Genomic DNA, 19,011 nt, shown 5'->3' on the forward strand with positions numbered 1-19,011 from the left:
TGTCGTCCTTCTGTCCTTTCGGGGCAATGAGGATTGCCATTTCGGGCACCACGCTAATGGCTCAATGGCGCAGCGTCAATAATACAATGGCGCAAATGCCTCTGTGCAAGGCTAACGTCTGGCATGGAAAGGATTGTAATCGAAAGAAAGGTTTTTTGGTTGAAAATACGCGCTTTTTGTCATGGGGAGTAGAGCGCGCCACATTGGGCGCGCTTGCGGGGATCAGAAATCGTAACGCAGACGGACCACCGTCATATCGCCCAGGTTGTCGGTGCTGGACGTTAACACATGTTCCACATCCGCGCGGAAACCGTAATCGAACTGGAAAGTGACACCCAGGCCATTATCAATGCGCTGGTAATTGCGCCCACTGACGTACTGCATACGGTCACCCATAAAGTAAGGCATGATAGATTTCACCGCATATTGCCCCACCGGGACGGTGTAACCGGCCAGATATTCAATCCCCCAGGCATCCCCGGCGAAGTAGCGATCCACATTCGTTTTTTTGGTGGTCAGGAAATTGTCATACCAGCCGCCGCCGAAAGTGAGCGTCCAGTTATCCGGTTTCCAGCTAAGCGCGGTACCCAGGATGTTCTGATCGTAATCTTTGCTATGGCCGCTATCAGGGTCGCGCATCTCGGCGTTGGTATAGTTCCAGGCCGTCCCCCAGGTCAGGTCTTTGGTCAAGTGATAGTCCACACCCAGCGAACCGCCGCCTTTACGCTTATACCGCAGGCCGTTGCCAGGCAGGTATTCGCTATCGTTAAACAGATAAGAGGCGTAGAGATCGGTATCACCCACGGTTTTTTTGTATTTCAGCATTTGGCGTGAACGATAAGAGCCGTCGTAGTCGCCGTTAATACCGTTGCCCGGTGCCTGGCCGAGCATGTCGTAATCCCAGATATCGGTTTTTGCGCCAACCACGTCGTAATAAATGCTGTTTTGCTTACCGAAGGTCAATTGACCCCAGGTATTACTTTTCAATCCGGTATACAACATACGGCGTGAAGTATTATGGGCACCTTTGGCGTGGTGATTATCCCAATTAAATACCGCTGGAATGTCGACGCCTAACTCGTAATAGTTAATCCAACTGATGTCGTCGAAGAGATAATAATCAGTGGCGAAGCGAAAACGGCTACCGCCGTCAAAGCCGTTGCGCTTATATGATCCTTTGTCACCGTCGCCGGTCATCATATTAAATTGTGGCCGAATACTGCCGCCAAAGGTGAAATTGAGGCGGCTAAGAGGGTCACCCGCTTGGGGATCTTGTTTTAATAGTGTGATTTCTGCGTGTGCTGCGAATGCAGTGCAACCTGCCAGCAGGCCAGCAGTAACGATCTTGTTTAAACGGCCTAATTTAATGGACATATCCTTTCCCGTGTTGTTGACACAAAAAATGCAAACCAATCCGTTGGTTGAAAAACATTCGGGTATTCTGGTTTGCTCACTTTCTGAGTAGCGAAAGATAATGATGAAGTCATGCCTGGTGATAAATTCGCTGTCTGCAAATTACACGGCAGGAATTATGAGAATAGGGCGGGGGATTTCAATTATAACAATAAAAACTGTCACTTAGCGCGATTGTCAGTCATATTGAAAGTTACGCCAGGGCAATGCAAAAAAGAGTTATTTGCATTTATCCGATAGTGCTGAAAAATAACCCAAAAGAGGAACACCCCCAGTTGAAGTCATATTTAATTTTCTCATTGGTTTGTTTCGGCCTTTTTAACATGTGACAATTGATGATCTGAATCACATTAAATTTTACAATTTTGATTGATTTGCCACAGCTATGCCAACGATTGGCTCTAAGAATGCGGTTGTCGCTTTAATTGATGCCGCGCATCAAGTAGAATGCCGTTCAACGAGAACCCGTACCAAGAGAAGTATTACTCGAAGCAATGACCCTTCTTGCGTTAGGTATCAACCATAAAACCGCTCCGGTTTCTCTGCGAGAACGGGTGACCTTCTCCCCAGAGTCGATCGACAAGGCGCTGAATAGCTTGCTCCAACAGCCATTGGTGCAAGGCGGTGTTGTGTTGTCTACCTGTAACCGCACCGAGCTTTATCTCAGCGTAGAGCAACAAGAACATATTCACGAACAACTGGTTAACTGGTTGTGTGATTACCATCACCTGCGCCCGGAAGAAGTCAACAAGAGCCTGTATTGGCACCACGGCAACGATGCCGTCAGCCACTTGATGCGGGTAGCCAGCGGGCTCGATTCGCTGGTGCTGGGTGAACCTCAGATCCTGGGGCAGGTCAAAAAAGCCTTTGCCGAATCGCAACGTGGCCAATCGCTTTCCGGCGAATTGGAGCGTCTGTTTCAAAAATCGTTCTCTGTTGCCAAGCGCGTGCGTACCGAAACTGAAATCGGCGCCAGTGCGGTTTCTGTCGCCTTTGCCGCCTGTACCCTGGCACGCCAGATCTTCGAATCCCTTGCTGAGCTGAATGTGTTGCTGGTAGGGGCGGGGGAAACCATCGAATTGGTTGCCCGCCACCTGCGCGAACATAAAGTGCAGCATATGATCATCGCCAACCGTACCCGTGAACGTGCCCAGGTGCTGGCCGAAGAGGTGGGTGCCGAGGTGATCACGCTGCCGGAGATCGACGAACGCCTGGCAGACGCCGACATTATTATCAGTTCCACTGCCAGCCCACTGCCGATTATTGGCAAAGGGATGGTCGAACGTGCGTTAAAGGCGCGCCGCAATCAGCCGATGCTGCTGGTGGATATCGCCGTCCCGCGCGATATCGAGCCGGAAGTGGGCAAGCTGGCAAACGCCTATCTGTATAGCGTGGACGATCTGCATGCGATTATTCAAAGCAACCTGGCGCAGCGCAAAGCAGCGGCAGTGCAGGCAGAGTCGATCGTTCAACAGGAAAGCAGCAATTTCATGGCCTGGTTGCGCTCGCAGGGCGCAACAGAAACCATCAGGGACTACCGTTCACAAGCCGACCAAATCCGTGAGGAAATGGAGTCCAAGGCGCTGGCTGCCATTGCGCAGGGCGCTAATGTGGAGCAGGTGATCCATGAACTGGCCCACAAACTGACCAACCGCCTTATTCATGCCCCTACCAAATCCCTCCAGCAGGCCGCCGGCGATGGCGACATGGAGCGGTTGCAAATTTTACGCGACAGCCTCGGGCTGGAGCAGCATTAGTTCTCTTTTATTAACAGGGTTTAAAACCACGCATGAAGCCTTCTATTGTTGCCAAACTGGAAGCGTTACAAGAGCGCCATGAAGAAGTTCAGGCGCTGCTCGGCGATGCCGGTGTGATTGCCGATCAGGATCGATTCCGCGGGCTATCGCGTGAATATGCGCAGTTGACCGATGTCAGCCGCTGTTTTCTGGCTTGGCGCCAGGTGCAGGAGGATCTGACAACGGCAGAAATGATGTTGGACGATCCGGAAATGCGTGAAATGGCGCAGGAAGAACTGATGCAGGCCAAAGTGGCGTCGGAAGAGCTGGAGCAGCAATTGCAGGTGTTACTGCTGCCGAAAGATCCCGATGATGAACGCGACTGCTTCCTGGAAGTGCGCGCCGGAACGGGTGGCGACGAAGCGGCTATTTTTGCTGGCGATCTGTTTCGCATGTACAGCCGTTACGCAGAGTCTCGCCGGTGGCGTGTTGAGGTGATGAGCGCCAACGAAGGCGAGCATGGCGGTTACAAAGAGGTGATCGCCAAGGTTTCGGGCGAAGGTGTTTATGGCCAGTTGAAATTTGAATCCGGTGGCCACCGTGTTCAGCGCGTGCCAGAGACCGAATCCCAGGGCCGTATTCACACCTCAGCCTGCACGGTGGCGGTGATGCCTGCAGTGCCAGAGGCCGAACTGCCGGATATCAACCCGGGCGACCTGAGAATTGACACCTTCCGTTCCTCAGGGGCGGGGGGCCAGCACGTTAACACCACCGATTCGGCAATCCGTATTACCCACTTACCTACGGGCATTGTGGTGGAGTGCCAGGATGAACGTTCACAGCACAAAAACAAAGCCAAGGCAATGTCCGTACTGGGGGCGCGTATCCGCGCTGCCGAGATGGCAAAGCGTCAACTGGCCGAAGCATCAACCCGCCGCAACCTGTTGGGCAGTGGCGATCGTTCCGATCGCAACCGCACGTATAACTTCCCGCAAGGGCGAGTAACCGATCATCGCATCAACCTGACGCTTTACCGTCTGGATGAGGTGATGGAAGGCAAACTGGATATGCTGATCCAGCCAATCGTGCAGGAATATCAGGCTGACCAGTTGGCGGCACTCTCTGCAGAGCTTGAGTGATGGATTATCAAACCTGGCTGCAAACCGCTATATCCCGTCTGATAAACAGCGAAAGCGCCAAGCGGGATGCCGAAATTTTGTTGGGTTTCGTGACCGGCCGCGCCAGAACCTACCTGTTGGCATTCGGTGAAACCCAACTGACGCCAGAGCAAACGGAGCAATTAGCGGTGCTTTTGGCTCGTCGCGAATGCGGTGAGCCAGTGGCCTATCTGGTGGGTGAACGTGAGTTCTGGTCCCTGCCGCTTTCAGTTTCTCCCGCCACCTTGATCCCTCGCCCAGATACTGAATGCCTGGTAGAACTGGCGCTGGCCCGTTTGCCGCCCGCGCCGTGTTCTATTCTGGATCTCGGTACCGGCACCGGCGCGATTGCGCTGGCGCTGGCCAGTGAACGCCCGGATTGCCAGATAACCGGTGTCGATCTGCAGGCTGATGCCGTAGCGCTGGCGCAGCATAATGCGCAAAAACTGGCTATCGGCAATGCCCAGTTCAGGCAAGGCAGTTGGTTCACGCCAGTCGCGGGGCAAAAATTTGCGCTGATTGCCAGCAACCCGCCGTATATTGATGAAGCCGATCCCCATCTGGCGCAGGGCGATGTGCGCTTTGAGCCAAGCAGTGCGTTGGTGGCCGCCGATCATGGCCTGGCAGATCTGGCTGCTATCGTGCAGCAGGCCCCTGATTTTTTACAGCCGCAGGGTTGGTTGCTGCTTGAGCATGGTTGGCAACAGGGTGAGAATGTTCGAAAGCTGCTGAATGCAGCGGGATTTATCAAGGTTGAAACTCACCGCGACTATGGCGGTAACGATCGTGTGACTCTGGGTCAGAAACTATAATAAGCATCAAGGGAGTAATTAATGGCAGCTTACATGGCGCTAAAACATCTGCATTTATTGACGGTAGCCATCAGTATTACCCTGTTTGTACTGCGTTTCCTCTGGAAATGGCGTGGATCGCCAATGATGCAAAAGCGCTGGGTAAAGATAACGCCCCATGTGAATGATACGGTGCTGTTTGTCAGCGGTATCGCCCTGGTGGTGATGTTGAAGCTTTATCCGCTGCTTGGTATGGACTCATGGCTGACCGAAAAGTTATTTGGCGTTATTATCTATATCCTGTTGGGCTATGTCGCCTTGGGCAAGAAAACCCAAAGTGGTAATGTGCGCACCTTGGCATTTGTTCTGGCACTGGGTTGTCTGTATTTGATCATTAAACTTGCCATGACAAAAATACCGTTTTTGATGGGATACCTATGAGTAGCATTGCCGATTTCGAATTTAACACCTCCCCCTGAGTGAAGGCGTGATCCTGGTATCACAGGCCATACGGCGCGATTTCCCGGTGATTGAGGTGGAGCGCAAGCTAAAGCAACTGGTTGACGAGGCGCGCGCGGCGATCCCAGACAAGCTGACCCAAGAGGAGCAACTGGATGCGCTCATTGTCTTATTCTTCAAAACCTGGGGGTTTGGTGGCGCCAGCGGCGTTTACCGGCTGTCAGATGCCATCTGGCTGGATAAGGTGCTGGAGGCGCGTCAGGGAACTCCGGTCTCGTTAGGTACCATTTTCCTGCATATCGCCCATCAGCTGGATTTGCCGCTGATGCCGGTGATTTTCCCTACCCAGTTGATCCTGCGGGCAGACTGGCTGGATGAAGAGATGTGGCTGATCAATCCGCTTAACGGTGAAACGCTCAACGAGCATCAACTGGAAGTGTGGCTCAAAGGGAACCTCGGGTTGGGCACTGAGCTGGAGGATGACGATCTGGACGAATCAGAGCATATCCTGGTGGTGCGCAAGATGATGGATACCCTTAAGGCTGCGCTGATGGAAGAGAAGCAGATGGAGTTGGCGTTACGCGCCAGCGAGGCGGTGTTGAGCTTTGACCCGGATGATCCCTATGAAATCCGCGATCGGGGGCTGATTTACGCCCAGTTGGAGTGCAACCATATCGCGATTTCCGATCTTAACTATTTTGTCGAGCAGTGCCCTGAAGACCCGGTCAGTGAAGTGATAAGAATTCAAATCCACTCCATTGAGCTGAAACAGGTCACGTTGCATTAATCCATTCCGACTTATCATCAACAAAGGCGCAAGCATGAAACAGAAAGTGGTAAACATTGGTGACATCAAGGTAGCGAACGACCTGCCGTTTGTACTGTTTGGCGGTATGAACGTTCTGGAATCTCGCGATTTAGCGATGCGCATTTGTGAACACTACGTCACCGTGACGCAAAAACTGGGCATCCCTTACGTTTTCAAAGCCTCTTTTGATAAAGCCAACCGGTCCTCCATTCACTCTTACCGTGGCCCAGGCCTGGAAGAGGGGATGAAGATCTTCCAGGAAATCAAAAGCACCTTCGGCGTGAAAGTGATCACCGATGTGCATGAAGCGTCACAAGCGCAGCCGGTTTCTGAAGTGGTTGATGTGATCCAGCTACCCGCCTTCCTGGCGCGCCAGACTGACCTGGTTGAAGCCATGGCTAAAACCGGCGCGGTGATTAACGTCAAGAAACCTCAGTTCGTCAGCCCTGGCCAGATGGGCAATATTGTCGACAAGTTCAAAGAAGGCGGCAATGATCAGATTATCCTGTGCGATCGTGGCAGCAACTTCGGTTACGATAACCTGGTGGTAGACATGCTTGGCATCAACGTGATGAAAAATGTCACCGGTGGTCATCCGGTGATTTTCGACGTGACTCATGCGTTGCAGACCCGCGATCCGTTTGGCGCGGCTTCTGGTGGCCGCCGTGCTCAGGTTACCGAGCTGGCGCGTGCCGGTATGGCGGTTGGTTTGGCTGGCCTGTTTATCGAAGCACACCCAGAACCCAACAGCGCCAAGTGTGATGGCCCATCGGCGTTGCCGCTGGACAAGCTGGAGCCGTTCCTGGTGCAGATGAAAGCCATCGACGATCTGGTGAAGAGCTTCCCAGAGCTGGATACCAGCAACTAAGTCGATTGCGATATGAGAAAAAACCCGACGCATTTGTCGGGTTTTTTGTTATTGGGCATTCAGCGCGGTTAGCGCATCCGGCAAGGTGGGGTAAAAATGCAGTTTACCTTCAATCGGATGCATACGTGCCCGCGCCAACGTTTTCAGCGGTTGGAAAGGAATATCGGTGATCACCAGTTGCCTGTCGGCAGGCTGGGCATCGATATAACGCTGCAGCGCATTCAAGCCTCCGGCATCCAGCACCGGTACGGCGTCCCATTGCAGCACGATGGTGTGATAGCCTTCGCCACGTATCAGCAACTCGTTGAAGATCCGCTCGGCGGCGGCGAAGAACAGCGGCCCGTTAACACGCAACACCAGGCGGCCATTATCGTTACTTAATTCACTAAGACGTGTCATACGCGCAATGCGGCGCATAAACAGTAAGGAAGCCAGCACGATACCCACGGTGATGGCAATCACCATATCAAACAATACCGTGAGCGACATACACAGCAGCATCACCAGAATGTCGTCCTTCGGTGCCCGGCGCAGCAGATAAACCACTTTATGCGCCTCGCTCATGTTCCAGGCGACTAACAGCAGTAATGAAGCCATCGCCGCCAGCGGCAGATAAGACAGCCAGGGTGCCAATACCAATAATGCCAGCAATACCATCAATGAGTGGATGATTGCCGATATCGGTGAAGTAGCGCCCGCCCGCACGTTGGCCGCGGAACGGGCAATGGCCGCCGTAGCTGTAATACCGCCAAAGAAGGGGGCGATAATGTTGCCTGCTCCCTGGCCGATCAGCTCGGCATTGGAGTGATGTTTCTTGCCCGTCATGCCGTCGAGCACCACGGCACACAGCAGTGACTCAATGGCACCGAGCATCGCCATAGAGAATGCAGCCGGTAGCAACGCGGAAAGCATCTGCCAGCTTAACTCCAGCGGTTTACCATCGCCCGCTGGCAGATCCCAGGGTAATACCCACTGCGGCAGAATGGGGGATACCCTGGCCCTGGGTGCCGTCTGCCAGTTCGAAACTAAAACGCGAACCTATGGTGGCGACCTGATAATCGAACAAGGCCAAAACGGCCATTATTGCGGTGCCTGCCAACAAGGCGGGCAGGTGGCCGGGAACGCGCAAGCCCAGTTTCGGCCACAGCAGCAAAACCATCAGCGTGGCCACCCCGATCAGCGTATCGCCAAAGTCCAGCGTGGGCAGGGCATGCAGCAGTGCAGAGACCTTGCCGATGTAGTTTTCCGGTACTTCAGCCAACTGCAGGCCAAAGAAATCTTTCACTTGCATGGTGGCGATGGTGATGGCTATCCCCGAGGTAAAACCGAGCGTGACGGAGAGCGGAATATATTCAATCAGGCGGCCGAAGCGCGCCAAACCCATGACCAGCAGGAACACCCCGGAAAGCATGGTGGCAATCAATAAGCCAGATAGCCCAAACTGTTGTGATACGGGGTAGAGGATCACAACAAACGCCGCCGTAGGGCCGGACACGCTGTAACGCGATCCTCCACTGACGGCAATGACGATCCCGGCTATTGCTGCGGTATAAAGCCCATATTGCGGTGGAACGCCGCTGGCAATCGCCAGGGCCATAGCAAGGGGAATGGCGATAATGCCAACGGTGACTCCGGCAATGGCATCTTTCAGCAGACGTTGAAGGGAGTAAGGTTCACGCCAGCAGGCGTCTATCAGAGCACTGAAGGGGCGTATACCGTTAATTTCATGCGTTTTCATCTAAGTAGCAAACCAAGTCTATAAAAGAGAACGGAATGGCGGGCCAGGGAGGTCCGTCTCGAATAGCTGTCAGATACCATACCCCTTTCCATAGGCAGATACCTAGATTTGTATCAAGGCAGGATGGATCTGCTGAAATTAGCGTTTCTGGAGGAGTGATTATGGGCAAAACGCCGGCCTGTACCGATCTTTGGTTGGGCGCGAAAACAAAAGTGAGGCTTTTGCTGCTTAGTCTCCCCGTAGGCCAGATAAGCCGAGAAAACAGGTAAAGTGCTGACCGGCAGATGACGGCACTTCAACTGCGCTGATGACATTTTCCCTTGGCAGGATTGATAACCGACTATTCTGAACTTAGGGCATGGCATAGATAGCAATAACGTCCAGCGGCCAGTCTCCGGCCAAGTGTTGTGCCGGAGCAGAGAAGAACTGGCGTCGCTCCCTAAAATTTACTGACAAGTCAATTTGTTACATCGATGGAGCATGCCAGATATTTATGACATTTATTGCGTCGATCTCTTCTTTCTACAGTGACGCGTGCATTACTTATGCCACGCTATCGATAGGCTACTTCGCCCTTAGCAAGAATTCGCCTTTCTCTTTCGAGGCTGCCTTGTGGAAGCGGGTGTTGTTTGGCGTGCTGGCGGGTTTAGCTGCGCTATACCTGGGTCAGGATCGTTTAATCATCTCTGGAAAGCTCTATTACAGCTTTACCATGATGCCGATGATATTGGTGATGTTTTATGGGGGAGCGCTCAGCGGAGCGGTTTGCTATCTGGTCAATTTTGCCTTTACCGGTGGTTTTACGCTGGATAATCTGTTCATCGGTTCGATCATACTGCCGTTGTTGCTATTGAAGGTATGGCGCAAGAAATCGAACCACGTGTTTTATCTCACTATCGGTATTATTGCGCTTTACCGCATTGCGGTAGTCGGCTGGTTTCTCGATCTCAGGAACCTGTGGTTGGATATCCTGCTTTATCAGTTTGCCTTTGCTCTGTGTCTGGCGATTTGTTATCACGCATTGCGATTTAAAGAGCGCCATATCCATGCCTTCTTTTCAATGCGCAACAAGGCTACAACCGACAGCCTGACGCATATCAATAACCGCGCCAGCGTGGATTACAAGATGCTGTTGCAGCACGCGCAACGCCAGTCTTGCGGTCTGATGATCCTGGATTTGGATGACTTCAAAAAGGTGAATGACACCTACGGACATCTGGCTGGCGATGGGGTGCTCGCCAGCGTGGGGTATATCCTGCAAGACTGTGTGCGCCAAGAGGATTTTGTTGGCCGTTATGGTGGTGAAGAGTTTATCGTCATCACTTCCAGCTATGATCCACACCATATAGCGACGGTGGCGGAACGTATTCGCAGCCGGGTTGAGAGATCCAACTTTGCTTCGACCGATGGCACCACTTTCCAGATGACACTCTCTATTGGCACGTCGCTCTATCTGCCAGGCATGTCAGTTGAAAAAGCGATAGAAATGACAGACGACGCGCTTTATGACGCCAAACGTGGCGGGAAAAATCGCGTGGTAAGCAGCCGTTTGATGTCGCTGGCACCACTGGGGGAAGGGTTTGGCCGCTGATGACGACGCGCTGCGGAGGATAGGCAAAAAAAGTCTGAACGCTAGTTCAGACTTTCTCTTTGAATTTGGCGGTGAGAGAGGGGTTCGAACCCTCGATACACTTTCGCGTATACACACTTTCCAGGCGTGCTCCTTCAGCCACTCAGACACCTCACCGTTTCGTTGCACGTTACTCGGTGCAACGGGGCGCTACTATAGGGAGAGTCGGTTTACCGGTCAAGAATATTTTCGCAGTTTTAGCTCAGGTGATTAAGCTGTGGCCGCTTTGCTATAAAGTAACGTACCTGATTAGCTCATCACTATCGGCATCCATAATAATCCGGTGACAATCAGCAACAGCAAAAAGATCAGGCCGAAGACCGCACCCAGCCGCCAGTAGTCGGTGGTGGGCAGGTAACCACTGCCATAATAAATCGGGCTAGGGCCGGTGGCATAGGGGGTAACAATACTGCCCAGGCCTATTGCTGCACCAATCATCAGGCTGAACGTTTGCAATGGGATGGCTGGCAGCATCAGCGCGGCGGCAATCATCATTGGTGCCAATGCAGAGGTATAGGCGGTGGCGCTGGCAAAAAAGTAGCGCAACAGATAGAACACCACAACCAGCATCACCATGATTACCGAGGTTGAAAACCCTTCCAGGCCATGAGCAATCAGTTTGCCGAACCAGGTGATAAAGCCCACATTATTTAGCCCAGTGGCTAAGGCAATCAGCGAGGCCAGCCAGAAAAATACGCTCCAGGCGGCTTTATTACTGATGATATCGTCCCAGGTAATAATCTTGCCCAGCAACATCAACGCTACCACGGAGTACCCCACCAGAGCGGCATCGATATATTTCCCGGCAAAAATCCACAGCAGCAGGGCGATAACCATCAATGCCAGCATCTTCTTTTCGCGCAGGCTGAGTGGCCCCATGGCCGCCAATTCAGCCGAGGCCCACTGCGGTACCTGTTGGCCCGCTTTGATTTGCGGCGGATAAAGCAGATAACTCAGCCAGGGAACCAACGCGATCAACACGAGGCTCAGAGGCAGCAGGCCAATAAACCAGTCGCCCCATGAAAGCGTCAAATGCGATGAGCTTTTTATCAGCCCGACCAGCAGCAGGTTGGGGGCCATTGCCGTCAGGAATATGGCGCTGGTGACACAGTTGGCACAGATGCCCATCCACATAATATAAGAGCCAATATTGCGTGCGCTTGGCGTATTGGGTTGAGAATCGTAGAGGGGAGGGAGATTACGGATAATCGGGTAGATGATCCCCGCACCGCGTGCCGAGTTGGACGGTGTTACCGGGGCCAGCAGCAGTTCTGAAAACATGATGGCATAACCGAGAAACAGGGTTTTGTGCCCCATTTTTTTACCAGGATCAGCGCGATACGCCGTCCAAGCCCGGTTTTCTCATAGCCGGTTCCAAACATAAACGCGGCAAAGATCAGCCAGATAACCGAGTTGGAGAAACCCGAAACCATCCATGAAAGCGAGCTGGAGGTATATTTAAAGCCGGGAGCGATCAGTTGTTCGGGGCTATATAACAACCAGGGAGAAAGAATGGCGATAATCGCCAACCCGGTCATTGCCACTACTGCACCTGGTGCGGGTTCCAGTATGAGTCCGACGATAACGCCAAGGAAAACCGAGAAATAGAGCCAGGCATGGGGTTGTAACCCCTCGGGGGTCGGGCACAGGGCGAGGGCGATTGCTACAAATACCGGGGCCGCCCATCTCCATGACAAATTAAACTTTGCCATAGTAGGATCCTTTTTAAATTTTTAGTGAAGAGAGGCCAGGGCCTCTCTTGGACGATTACTTGATGTAATGAACGTGTTGGCAGATTTCCTCTACAATCGGCCCACAGCGCTCGGCAAAGACCTTCTTGTTTTGGTCGATCAGGTTGTTGCCAAAGGTATCGATAGAGACAATCAGCGGGCCAAACTCCTTAACCCTGCATACCCACAGTGATTCCGGCATGCCCAATTCGGTCCAGTGCACTTCTTCGATCTCCTCTACCTGGGTTGCCGCCACTACCGCGCAGCCAGCAGGGAAAATCACATGCAGTGCCTTGAATTCTTTACAGCCAGCCTCGGTGTTTGGCCCCATGCCGCCTTTGCCGACGATCAACCGCACGCCGGTCTGCTCGATAAACTCTTTCTCGAAGCTTTCCATTCGCATGCTGGTAGTGGGCCCAATAGAGACCATTTCCCATTTTTCGCCGTTTTTACGTACGATCGGACCAGCGTGGAAAATCGCTTTGCCGCGCAGGTCATAAGGGATTTCACGTTTGAGTTCAATCAGCCGACGATGGCAGACATCGCGGCAGGTAACCAGGGTGCCATTGAGGTAGATAACGTCACCCACGTTGATATCGGCCAGATCTTCTTCTTTAATCGGCGTAGTCAGGATCTTTTTCATAATGCCTCCCGGGTATGGGAAATACTTTCAAACGACAGGTCTTGATGGACCAATAGCGTGCCGCGACGGTGTGCCCAGCAACCGGTAGAGACTGCAACACCGATGGTAGAAGGGTGGCGAGCCGCAGACTCGATATGCACACCCATTACCGAGCTGTTTCCCATTAGCCCTTGTGGGCCAATGCCAAGCTCATTGAGCCCTTTTTCCAGGCGCAGCTCCAAATCTGCCGCGATAGGGTTTGAATGGCGGGTGCCGATAGGGCGCAGGATCGCTTTGCGTGACAGGACCGCCGCGGTTTCCACTGACGTGGCGATCCCGATCCCGACCAGTACTGGCGGGCAGGCATTGACGGCTAACGTGGAGATATTCTCGAAAACGAACTTCACTACGCCTTCATAGCCTTCGGAAGGCATCAGCACTTTGGCGCGGCCAGGTAAAGTGCAGCCACCTCCGGCCATATACACTTCGATTTCAGCGTCGGTGCCACCTGGGACCAGATCCCAGGTCACCCACGGCACGCCAGAACCGGTATTTTTGCCGGTGTTGACCTCATCAAAAATCTCAACCGCGTTATGGCGCAGTGGCGCAGCAACGGTGGCATCTTCCACAGCCTGTTTTAGCGAGGCTTGGAGCTCAGCCAAGAGGGGAAAAGCAGTACCCACTTTGACAAAAAACATGATTTCGCCGGTGTCCTGGCAGGCAGGCCGGTTTAAGGCGATGGCTTTCTCCATATTCTCAAACATCGTATGGTAAATAATTTTACCCATACCCTGATTTTCCAACTCGCGTAGCTGTTTTAATTTGTCGACAACGTCGTCCGGCATTCGGGTGGAAATCATGGCAGTGAAATTTGCGACAAGGCGGGTGAGTTTTTCCACCCTAGCGTTTTTATCAATTACGTCCATAAGTGTGACTCCCGTCAGGCTGAAATGAATATGCTCACAATAATTGGTTTTCTTGGCCTGAATAAACGCTACCATAGCGGTGGTAAGCAATCTGCCACAGGATTGTGAACCGTTAATTCACATTGCGTTAATCATCATTATTTGTTGTAAATCAACACGATGAATTAATGGTGAAGATTCAGGTGAAAAGTTATTTAACATATTTTCATCAAAGTCTAACATATAAAAAGCTATAACGTAATTTATTGGTAACTATACCCGTCGTGTCGCGATGAAATAAATGAGGCCAGAGCGTTATGTCATTAATCCCTTATCCTCAACCCAAAGATTTACAGGTACTTATCGCGGTGGTTAATACCGGGAGTTTCAGTGCCGCAGCCGAAACCTTGGGGCAGACACCGGCATTTGTGACCAAACGGATACAGCAAATGGAGTCGTTGCTGGGCGTAAAGTTATTGAATCGCTCATCTCGCGGCATGGCGCTGACGGAAAGTGGGCAGACGGCCTATGAACATGCATTGGAGATTATGGATCGTCTGCAAAAGTTAATGGACGAAGTGACCCATATTAAACAGCAACCGGTTGGCATGATCCGTATAGGCTCCAGCTTTGGCTTTGGTCGGGCCTATATCGCACCGGCTATTATGCAAATAATGGAGCGCTATCCGGAACTGCAGATTAATTTCGAGCTGTTTGATCGCCAGATTGATCTGAACCGGGACAATGTGGATTTGGATATCCGTATCAATGATGATATCCCGGAAAATTATATAGCCAAGTTGCTGGCCAAGAACCGACGTATACTTTGTGCTTCGCCGGGTTATATCCAACAGCGGGGCGTACCTGAAACGTTGGCCGAATTGCAGCGCCATGATTGCCTGGTGACCAAAGAGCGGGATCAAACCATTGGCGTGTGGGAGCTGGAAAGTTCGCAGGGCAAAAAATCGGTCAAAATATCAGGGCATCTCTCGTCTAATAGCGGTGAGATTGTGTTGAATTGGTCGCTGAATGGTAAAGGGATCATGCTACGCTCAGAATGGGACGTGTTGCCTTTCTTACGCAATGGCGCACTGGTGCAGGTTTTGCCTGAATATGCGCAAAGTGCCAACATCTGGGCGGTGTACCAGACGCCGCTTTATTCCTCAACCAAACTCAAGGTCTGCGTCGAATTTTTTAGCCAGTATTGCCGCGATATGGGGACCTGGACGGGTACCGAAGTCGATAATCGGTTGGGCTGCGATAACGGGTAATGTTTCTGCCAAGCCGATCACATCGATTGCATTCAGCGTAAACATCATAAAAAATCGCGTCATATTTACATCATGGATGGATATTGTTATGGCTGAACCCCAGTATCTTTTTGCTGAAATTCCCCTTTCCAGAAGCGCATTTGACCGCTGGCTGAAATCCCCACCAAGTTCTTCTTCATGCTGGCCTGAATGGGCGGATATCGATATGTCCTGCGAACAGGGCGCAGAGTCGGTTTTAGACGCATTAATTCCCTTTTTCATTGGAGAACCGCAATTACAGCAATGTTTATTGTTACATGATAAACAGCAGGGAATACTGCGGTGCGCACTCTGGCTGCGTTATGAGGAGATGCGTCTGACAATGATGCGCCTGCTGGCTCTGTTGCGGAGCACCGCGCCGTTTATGGCGGCAACAGCGCAAGGGCAAGTAAAGCACGGTGAAAACTGTTGTGGCACTCTGACTCTGACCCGCAATGAAACCCATTGGATTTCTGTGTGCGAAGATCTCTCATTCCCGGCTTGGAGTGAGGGGTGGTTACATAGCCTCGGGGAAGAAAGTGAGAGCCAATGGATGGATCCGAAACTGTTCAATGCCCTGAAGCGTCGTTACAACCACTATCTGCTCAATGCCTCGCACCAACGGCCGATAGCGATTAAGAAAACGGATTACTACTCTAATGGCCGCGAAGTAATTGATTATTATGGTAATCGTATAGAGGGTGCTGATCCATTGACCTTCAGGCGGTTGTGCCATACCTATTTTGACACCCTGTATACCGATGGTCAGGGGGTATGGATTGATTCGGATATCCTTGATCTTCACCGGCACAAGATAGCCGACAACCTGGCTCCAGAACGGATTCAGGTCCTGGAGGAGGGTTACGATTCTGATTTCTTGCTGCGAATTGATGACAAAGTATGGTTCCGCGCTCAGGATAAAGTCCCGCAACCCTTTTACCTGCGATCGCTAACTATTGATCCCGCCACATTCCATGCCCTGACGAGCGGGGAATATGCGGATAAAAATGCCGTGTATCGTTATAGCGGCAATAGAGGGCTGTGCGTTGTCAAAGAGCTTCATCCTAAGGATATCGTCAGGACCGTGGGCGAATTTCTTATTACGGATAAAGCGGTTTTTTATTCGGGTAAAATGCTTGCGTTCGCCGAGGGCAAAAGCTTCCGTTGCTTGGGGCATGATTTTTACTGCGATAACCGCCATGTCTGGTTCAGGGATAATCTGCTGGAGAAGCTCGATCCACAAACATTCAGGTTTGTCGCCCCGGAGCGTAATCTGGTTACCGACAGCCGGCATGTCTATTTTGGCGTTCAGTGTGTTCCCGGTGCAGATCCTCAGACGCTGGAAGTGTTAACGAGAGGGCTCTTTTTCTTTTGGCGGGACAAAGAGAGCATCTGGTATAACGACACAAAGCTTGAAGGGGCGGACGTAACGCGGGGCGACATCGAAATATACCCGGAAAGTATCTATTGCCGGATTAGCGAGCGTGTCTGGGGTATGCAAACTGAACTCAACGAGGTTGATGCCAAGAGTTTTGTCGTGACCGAGTGGGATTATGCCGAGGATAAGCATGGCCGCTTTTATCGGGACAGGCGCCTGACTGATACGGATGTCCCATCGTGATCCTGTGGGCGGGCAAGACCGTCTAAAATGTCTGGGCCATTTTGTCGAACCCTGTCGAGGCTTCTCACTCTCTCCGGAGCTGGGGAACAGGCAAAAAAAGTCTGAGCGTTAGCCCAGACTTTCTCTTTGAATATGGCGGTGAGGGAGGGGTTCGAACCCTCGATACACTTACGCGTATACACACTTTCCAGGCGTGCTCCTTCAGCCACTCAGACACCTCACCATATTGTCATCAACAACGTTTTACGCTGCTGACGGGCGCTAATGTAGGAGAATCTGATCCCAGCGTCAATAGCCTTGTCACATAACTGGGCGCGTTTAGCCAAACTTACAGCAATCTGCTGATTTGACGAGCGATATCTGGCACTTTAGCGCGTTGTGGCGCGGTTTTTTACTTGCATCGCCCGCCAAACCGCGAAAGGATTAATGGATATCAGTAAAAGGGAGCAGGGTAATGAACATTATTTTCTACCATCCATTTTTTGACGCGCAAGATTGGTTGCAAGGGATGGCGCGGCGCTTGCCACAGGCCCATCTCCGGGCGTGGCAACCCGGTGACGATCGCCCGGCAGACTATGCGATGGTCTGGCGGCCACCTTATGAAATGTTGGCAAACCGCCGGGATTTGAAAGGGGTGTTTGCCCTGGGAGCCGGGGTGGATGCCATCCTCGAGCAGGAAAGGCTGCATCCAGGGACTCTGCCTGCGGGGGTACCCCTGATCCGGTTGGAGGATACCGGAATGGGACAACAGATGCAGGAATATGCGCTGGCCTGCGTTTTACGCTATTTCCGCCGTTTTGATGAATACCAGTTACAGCAACAGCAGCAAAACTGGCTGCCGCTTGAGCCGCACCAGCAGGGCGATTTCACCATCGGTATTCTGGGCGCGGGGGTGTTGGGGAAAAGCGTGGCGCAAAAATTGGTGGAGTTTGGCTTTAACGTTCGGTGCTGGAGCCGTAGCCACAAGCAGATTGCCGGCGTGCAAAGCTTTGCTGCGCAAGAAGAATTGCCTGCATTCCTGGATGGCGTCAGGCTGTTGATCAACCTGCTGCCTAATACGCCGGAAACCGTCGGTATTCTCAACCGTCGCCTGTTCACCTGCCTGGTTCCGGGTGCCTACCTGGTCAATCTGGCGCGCGGGGTTCATCTGGTGGAGGACGATTTGCTGGCCGTGCTTGATCAAGGGCAGCTAGCCGCCGCGACGCTAGACGTATTCGTTAATGAACCCTTGCCGCAGGGCCATGCGTTATGGCGTCATCCTCGTGTCACTATTACCCCGCATATTGCTGCCATTACCTTGCCTGAACAGGCAATGGATCAGGTCAGCGCCAATATTATGCGGCTGGAGGCGGGAGGATCGCCTACTGGCATTGTAGATATTCAGCGTGGCTATTGATGCTTTATCACCCATGCAACACTGCCGATGCCGGTGTTAACTGCTATGATGACGAGTGATTGGCCCGCCATCCACGAACCCGGCGGGTGTCTAAGAAGGAGAAACAATGTACCCCGTTGATTTACATATGCATACCGTTGCCAGCACCCACGCCTACAGCACCCTGCACGATTATATCGCCGAAGCGAAGCAAAAGAATATCAAGCTGTTCGCCATCACTGATCATGGGCCAGACATGGCCGATGCACCGCATTACTGGCACTTTATGAATATGCGGGTTTGGCCGCGCCTGGTGGATGGAGTAGGTATCCTGCGTGGCATCGAAGCCAATATCAAGAATCTGGCCGGAGATATCGACTGCACCGGCCCGATGCTTAACGAGATCGACCTGATCATTGCCGGGTTCCATGAGCCGGTATTTGCCCCACAGGATAAAGCTGGCAACACCGAAGCGATGATCGCTGCGATGGCGCAGGGCGATGTGCACATCATCAGCCACCCCGGCAACCCCAAATATCCGATTGATATCCCGGCGGTAGCCGCAGCGGCGGCCAAGTATCAGGTGGCGCTGGAGCTAAATAACTCCTCCTTCTCCCATTCCCGTAAAGGCAGCGAGGCGAACTGCCGTGCCATCGCCAGCGCGGTCAAGGATGTAGGGGGCTGGTTAGCGCTGGGTTCCGATTCACATGTGGCTTTTTCGCTCGGCATCTTTGAGCACTGTGAACGCATTATTGAGGAGGTTCAATTCCCGCAGGGGCGTATTCTGAACGTGTCACCACGACGTTTACTGGATTTTCTGGAGCAGCGCGGTAAGCCAGCGATTGCGGAATTAGCCGATCTGTGACATC

The 19,011-nt window shown here is 52.4% G+C and carries 13 protein-coding genes, 2 tRNA genes and 3 pseudogenes; 11 read left to right on the forward strand and 7 right to left on the reverse strand.

Annotated elements, in window-relative coordinates:
• Positions 1-222: 222 nt before the first annotated feature.
• On the reverse strand, positions 223-1,374 hold the full coding sequence (locus tag ACQ86O_RS17415; RefSeq protein ID WP_431222146.1) for a porin: 1,152 nt from the start codon (positions 1,372-1,374) through the stop codon (positions 223-225).
• A 533-nt stretch (positions 1,375-1,907) separates the two neighbouring features.
• On the opposite strand from ACQ86O_RS17415, the gene hemA reads away from it, so the two are divergent.
• The 6 genes and pseudogenes from hemA to kdsA all read left to right on the forward strand — a co-directional run bounded on the left by hemA (position 1,908) and on the right by kdsA (position 7,232).
• A complete protein-coding gene (gene hemA, locus ACQ86O_RS17420) occupies positions 1,908-3,170 on the forward strand; it encodes a glutamyl-tRNA reductase (protein ID WP_431222147.1) in 1,263 nt (420 codons plus the stop codon).
• 32 nt (positions 3,171-3,202) lie between these two features.
• On the forward strand, positions 3,203-4,288 hold the full coding sequence (gene prfA, locus ACQ86O_RS17425; protein WP_431222148.1) for a peptide chain release factor 1: 1,086 nt from the start codon (positions 3,203-3,205) through the stop codon (positions 4,286-4,288).
• On the forward strand, positions 4,288-5,118 hold the full coding sequence (gene prmC, locus ACQ86O_RS17430; RefSeq protein WP_431222149.1) for a peptide chain release factor N(5)-glutamine methyltransferase: 831 nt from the start codon (positions 4,288-4,290) through the stop codon (positions 5,116-5,118). Before prfA ends, prmC begins: the two co-directional genes overlap by 1 nt.
• 21 nt (positions 5,119-5,139) lie before the next feature.
• Positions 5,140-5,538, forward strand: coding sequence for a SirB2 family protein (locus ACQ86O_RS17435; protein ID WP_431222150.1), 399 nt, complete (start codon positions 5,140-5,142; stop codon positions 5,536-5,538).
• Positions 5,535-6,343 (forward strand): annotated as a pseudogene (sirB1, locus tag ACQ86O_RS17440) (invasion regulator SirB1). Before ACQ86O_RS17435 ends, sirB1 begins: the two are co-directional and overlap by 4 nt.
• 34 nt (positions 6,344-6,377) lie before the next feature.
• Entirely contained in the window at positions 6,378-7,232 is an 855-nt protein-coding gene (gene kdsA, locus ACQ86O_RS17445; protein ID WP_431222151.1) for a 3-deoxy-8-phosphooctulonate synthase, read from the forward strand.
• 48 nt (positions 7,233-7,280) lie between these two features.
• Here the strand turns inward: kdsA and dauA are convergent.
• Positions 7,281-8,970, reverse strand: a pseudogene (dauA, locus tag ACQ86O_RS17450) (C4-dicarboxylic acid transporter DauA).
• Between the two features lie 493 nt (positions 8,971-9,463).
• Between dauA and ACQ86O_RS17455 the strand changes: the two are divergent.
• Positions 9,464-10,561 carry a diguanylate cyclase gene (locus ACQ86O_RS17455; RefSeq protein WP_431222152.1) on the forward strand — a complete coding sequence of 366 codons (1,098 nt, stop codon included), beginning with the start codon at positions 9,464-9,466 and terminating at the stop codon, positions 10,559-10,561.
• Positions 10,562-10,627: 66 nt separating this feature from the next.
• Here the strand turns inward: ACQ86O_RS17455 and ACQ86O_RS17460 are convergent.
• The 4 genes and pseudogenes from ACQ86O_RS17460 to ttdA all read right to left on the reverse strand — a co-directional run bounded on the left by ACQ86O_RS17460 (position 10,628) and on the right by ttdA (position 13,878).
• Positions 10,628-10,717, reverse strand: a tRNA-Ser gene (locus ACQ86O_RS17460).
• Between the two features lie 132 nt (positions 10,718-10,849).
• A pseudogene (locus tag ACQ86O_RS17465) lies at positions 10,850-12,249 on the reverse strand (anion permease).
• 118 nt (positions 12,250-12,367) lie between these two features.
• Positions 12,368-12,973, reverse strand: coding sequence for a L(+)-tartrate dehydratase subunit beta (gene ttdB, locus ACQ86O_RS17470; RefSeq protein WP_431222153.1), 606 nt, complete (start codon positions 12,971-12,973; stop codon positions 12,368-12,370).
• Positions 12,970-13,878 (reverse strand): L(+)-tartrate dehydratase subunit alpha, encoded by a 909-nt coding sequence (gene ttdA / locus ACQ86O_RS17475; protein ID WP_431222154.1) that lies wholly within the window; start codon positions 13,876-13,878, stop codon positions 12,970-12,972. The genes ttdB and ttdA overlap by 4 nt, the downstream gene beginning before the upstream one ends.
• Before the next feature lie 296 nt (positions 13,879-14,174).
• Here ttdA and ttdR point away from each other — a divergent pair, with 296 nt between their 5' ends.
• Together ttdR and ACQ86O_RS17485 are read left to right on the forward strand one after the other, a co-directional pair.
• Complete coding sequence (gene ttdR / locus ACQ86O_RS17480; RefSeq protein ID WP_431222155.1) at positions 14,175-15,128, forward strand: L-tartrate utilization transcriptional activator TtdR; 954 nt, start codon at positions 14,175-14,177, stop codon at positions 15,126-15,128.
• A gap of 88 nt (positions 15,129-15,216) precedes the next feature.
• Positions 15,217-16,767 (forward strand): DKNYY domain-containing protein, encoded by a 1,551-nt coding sequence (locus tag ACQ86O_RS17485; RefSeq protein ID WP_431222156.1) that lies wholly within the window; start codon positions 15,217-15,219, stop codon positions 16,765-16,767.
• 133 nt (positions 16,768-16,900) lie between these two features.
• On the opposite strand, the gene ACQ86O_RS17490 is transcribed toward ACQ86O_RS17485, so the two are convergent.
• Positions 16,901-16,990 (reverse strand) — tRNA-Ser (locus ACQ86O_RS17490).
• A gap of 231 nt (positions 16,991-17,221) precedes the next feature.
• On the opposite strand from ACQ86O_RS17490, the gene ghrA reads away from it, so the two are divergent.
• Positions 17,222-18,163, forward strand: coding sequence for a glyoxylate/hydroxypyruvate reductase GhrA (gene ghrA, locus ACQ86O_RS17495; RefSeq protein WP_431222157.1), 942 nt, complete (start codon positions 17,222-17,224; stop codon positions 18,161-18,163).
• Positions 18,164-18,269: 106 nt separating this feature from the next.
• Positions 18,270-19,007 (forward strand): phosphatase, encoded by a 738-nt coding sequence (locus ACQ86O_RS17500; protein WP_431222158.1) that lies wholly within the window; start codon positions 18,270-18,272, stop codon positions 19,005-19,007.
• The last annotated feature ends 4 nt before the right edge of the window (positions 19,008-19,011 follow it).

The sequence above is a fragment of the Serratia sp. L9 genome, assembly GCF_050632285.1.
Lineage (GTDB): Bacteria > Pseudomonadota > Gammaproteobacteria > Enterobacterales > Enterobacteriaceae > Chania.

Bases quoted from the DNA above. Each gene is read 5' to 3' on its own strand.
- ACQ86O_RS17415 (WP_431222146.1), bottom strand. From the start codon at position 1,374: ATGTCCATTAAATTAGGCCGTTTAAACAAGATCGTTACTGCTGGCCTG.
- hemA (WP_431222147.1), top strand. From the start codon at position 1,908: ATGACCCTTCTTGCGTTAGGTATCAACCATAAAACCGCTCCGGTTTCT.
- prfA (WP_431222148.1), top strand. From the start codon at position 3,203: ATGAAGCCTTCTATTGTTGCCAAACTGGAAGCGTTACAAGAGCGCCAT.
- prmC (WP_431222149.1), top strand. From the start codon at position 4,288: ATGGATTATCAAACCTGGCTGCAAACCGCTATATCCCGTCTGATAAAC.
- ACQ86O_RS17435 (WP_431222150.1), top strand. From the start codon at position 5,140: ATGGCAGCTTACATGGCGCTAAAACATCTGCATTTATTGACGGTAGCC.
- kdsA (WP_431222151.1), top strand. From the start codon at position 6,378: ATGAAACAGAAAGTGGTAAACATTGGTGACATCAAGGTAGCGAACGAC.
- ACQ86O_RS17455 (WP_431222152.1), top strand. From the start codon at position 9,464: ATGACATTTATTGCGTCGATCTCTTCTTTCTACAGTGACGCGTGCATT.
- ttdB (WP_431222153.1), bottom strand. From the start codon at position 12,973: ATGAAAAAGATCCTGACTACGCCGATTAAAGAAGAAGATCTGGCCGAT.
- ttdA (WP_431222154.1), bottom strand. From the start codon at position 13,878: ATGGACGTAATTGATAAAAACGCTAGGGTGGAAAAACTCACCCGCCTT.
- ttdR (WP_431222155.1), top strand. From the start codon at position 14,175: ATGTCATTAATCCCTTATCCTCAACCCAAAGATTTACAGGTACTTATC.
- ACQ86O_RS17485 (WP_431222156.1), top strand. From the start codon at position 15,217: ATGGCTGAACCCCAGTATCTTTTTGCTGAAATTCCCCTTTCCAGAAGC.
- ghrA (WP_431222157.1), top strand. From the start codon at position 17,222: ATGAACATTATTTTCTACCATCCATTTTTTGACGCGCAAGATTGGTTG.
- ACQ86O_RS17500 (WP_431222158.1), top strand. From the start codon at position 18,270: ATGTACCCCGTTGATTTACATATGCATACCGTTGCCAGCACCCACGCC.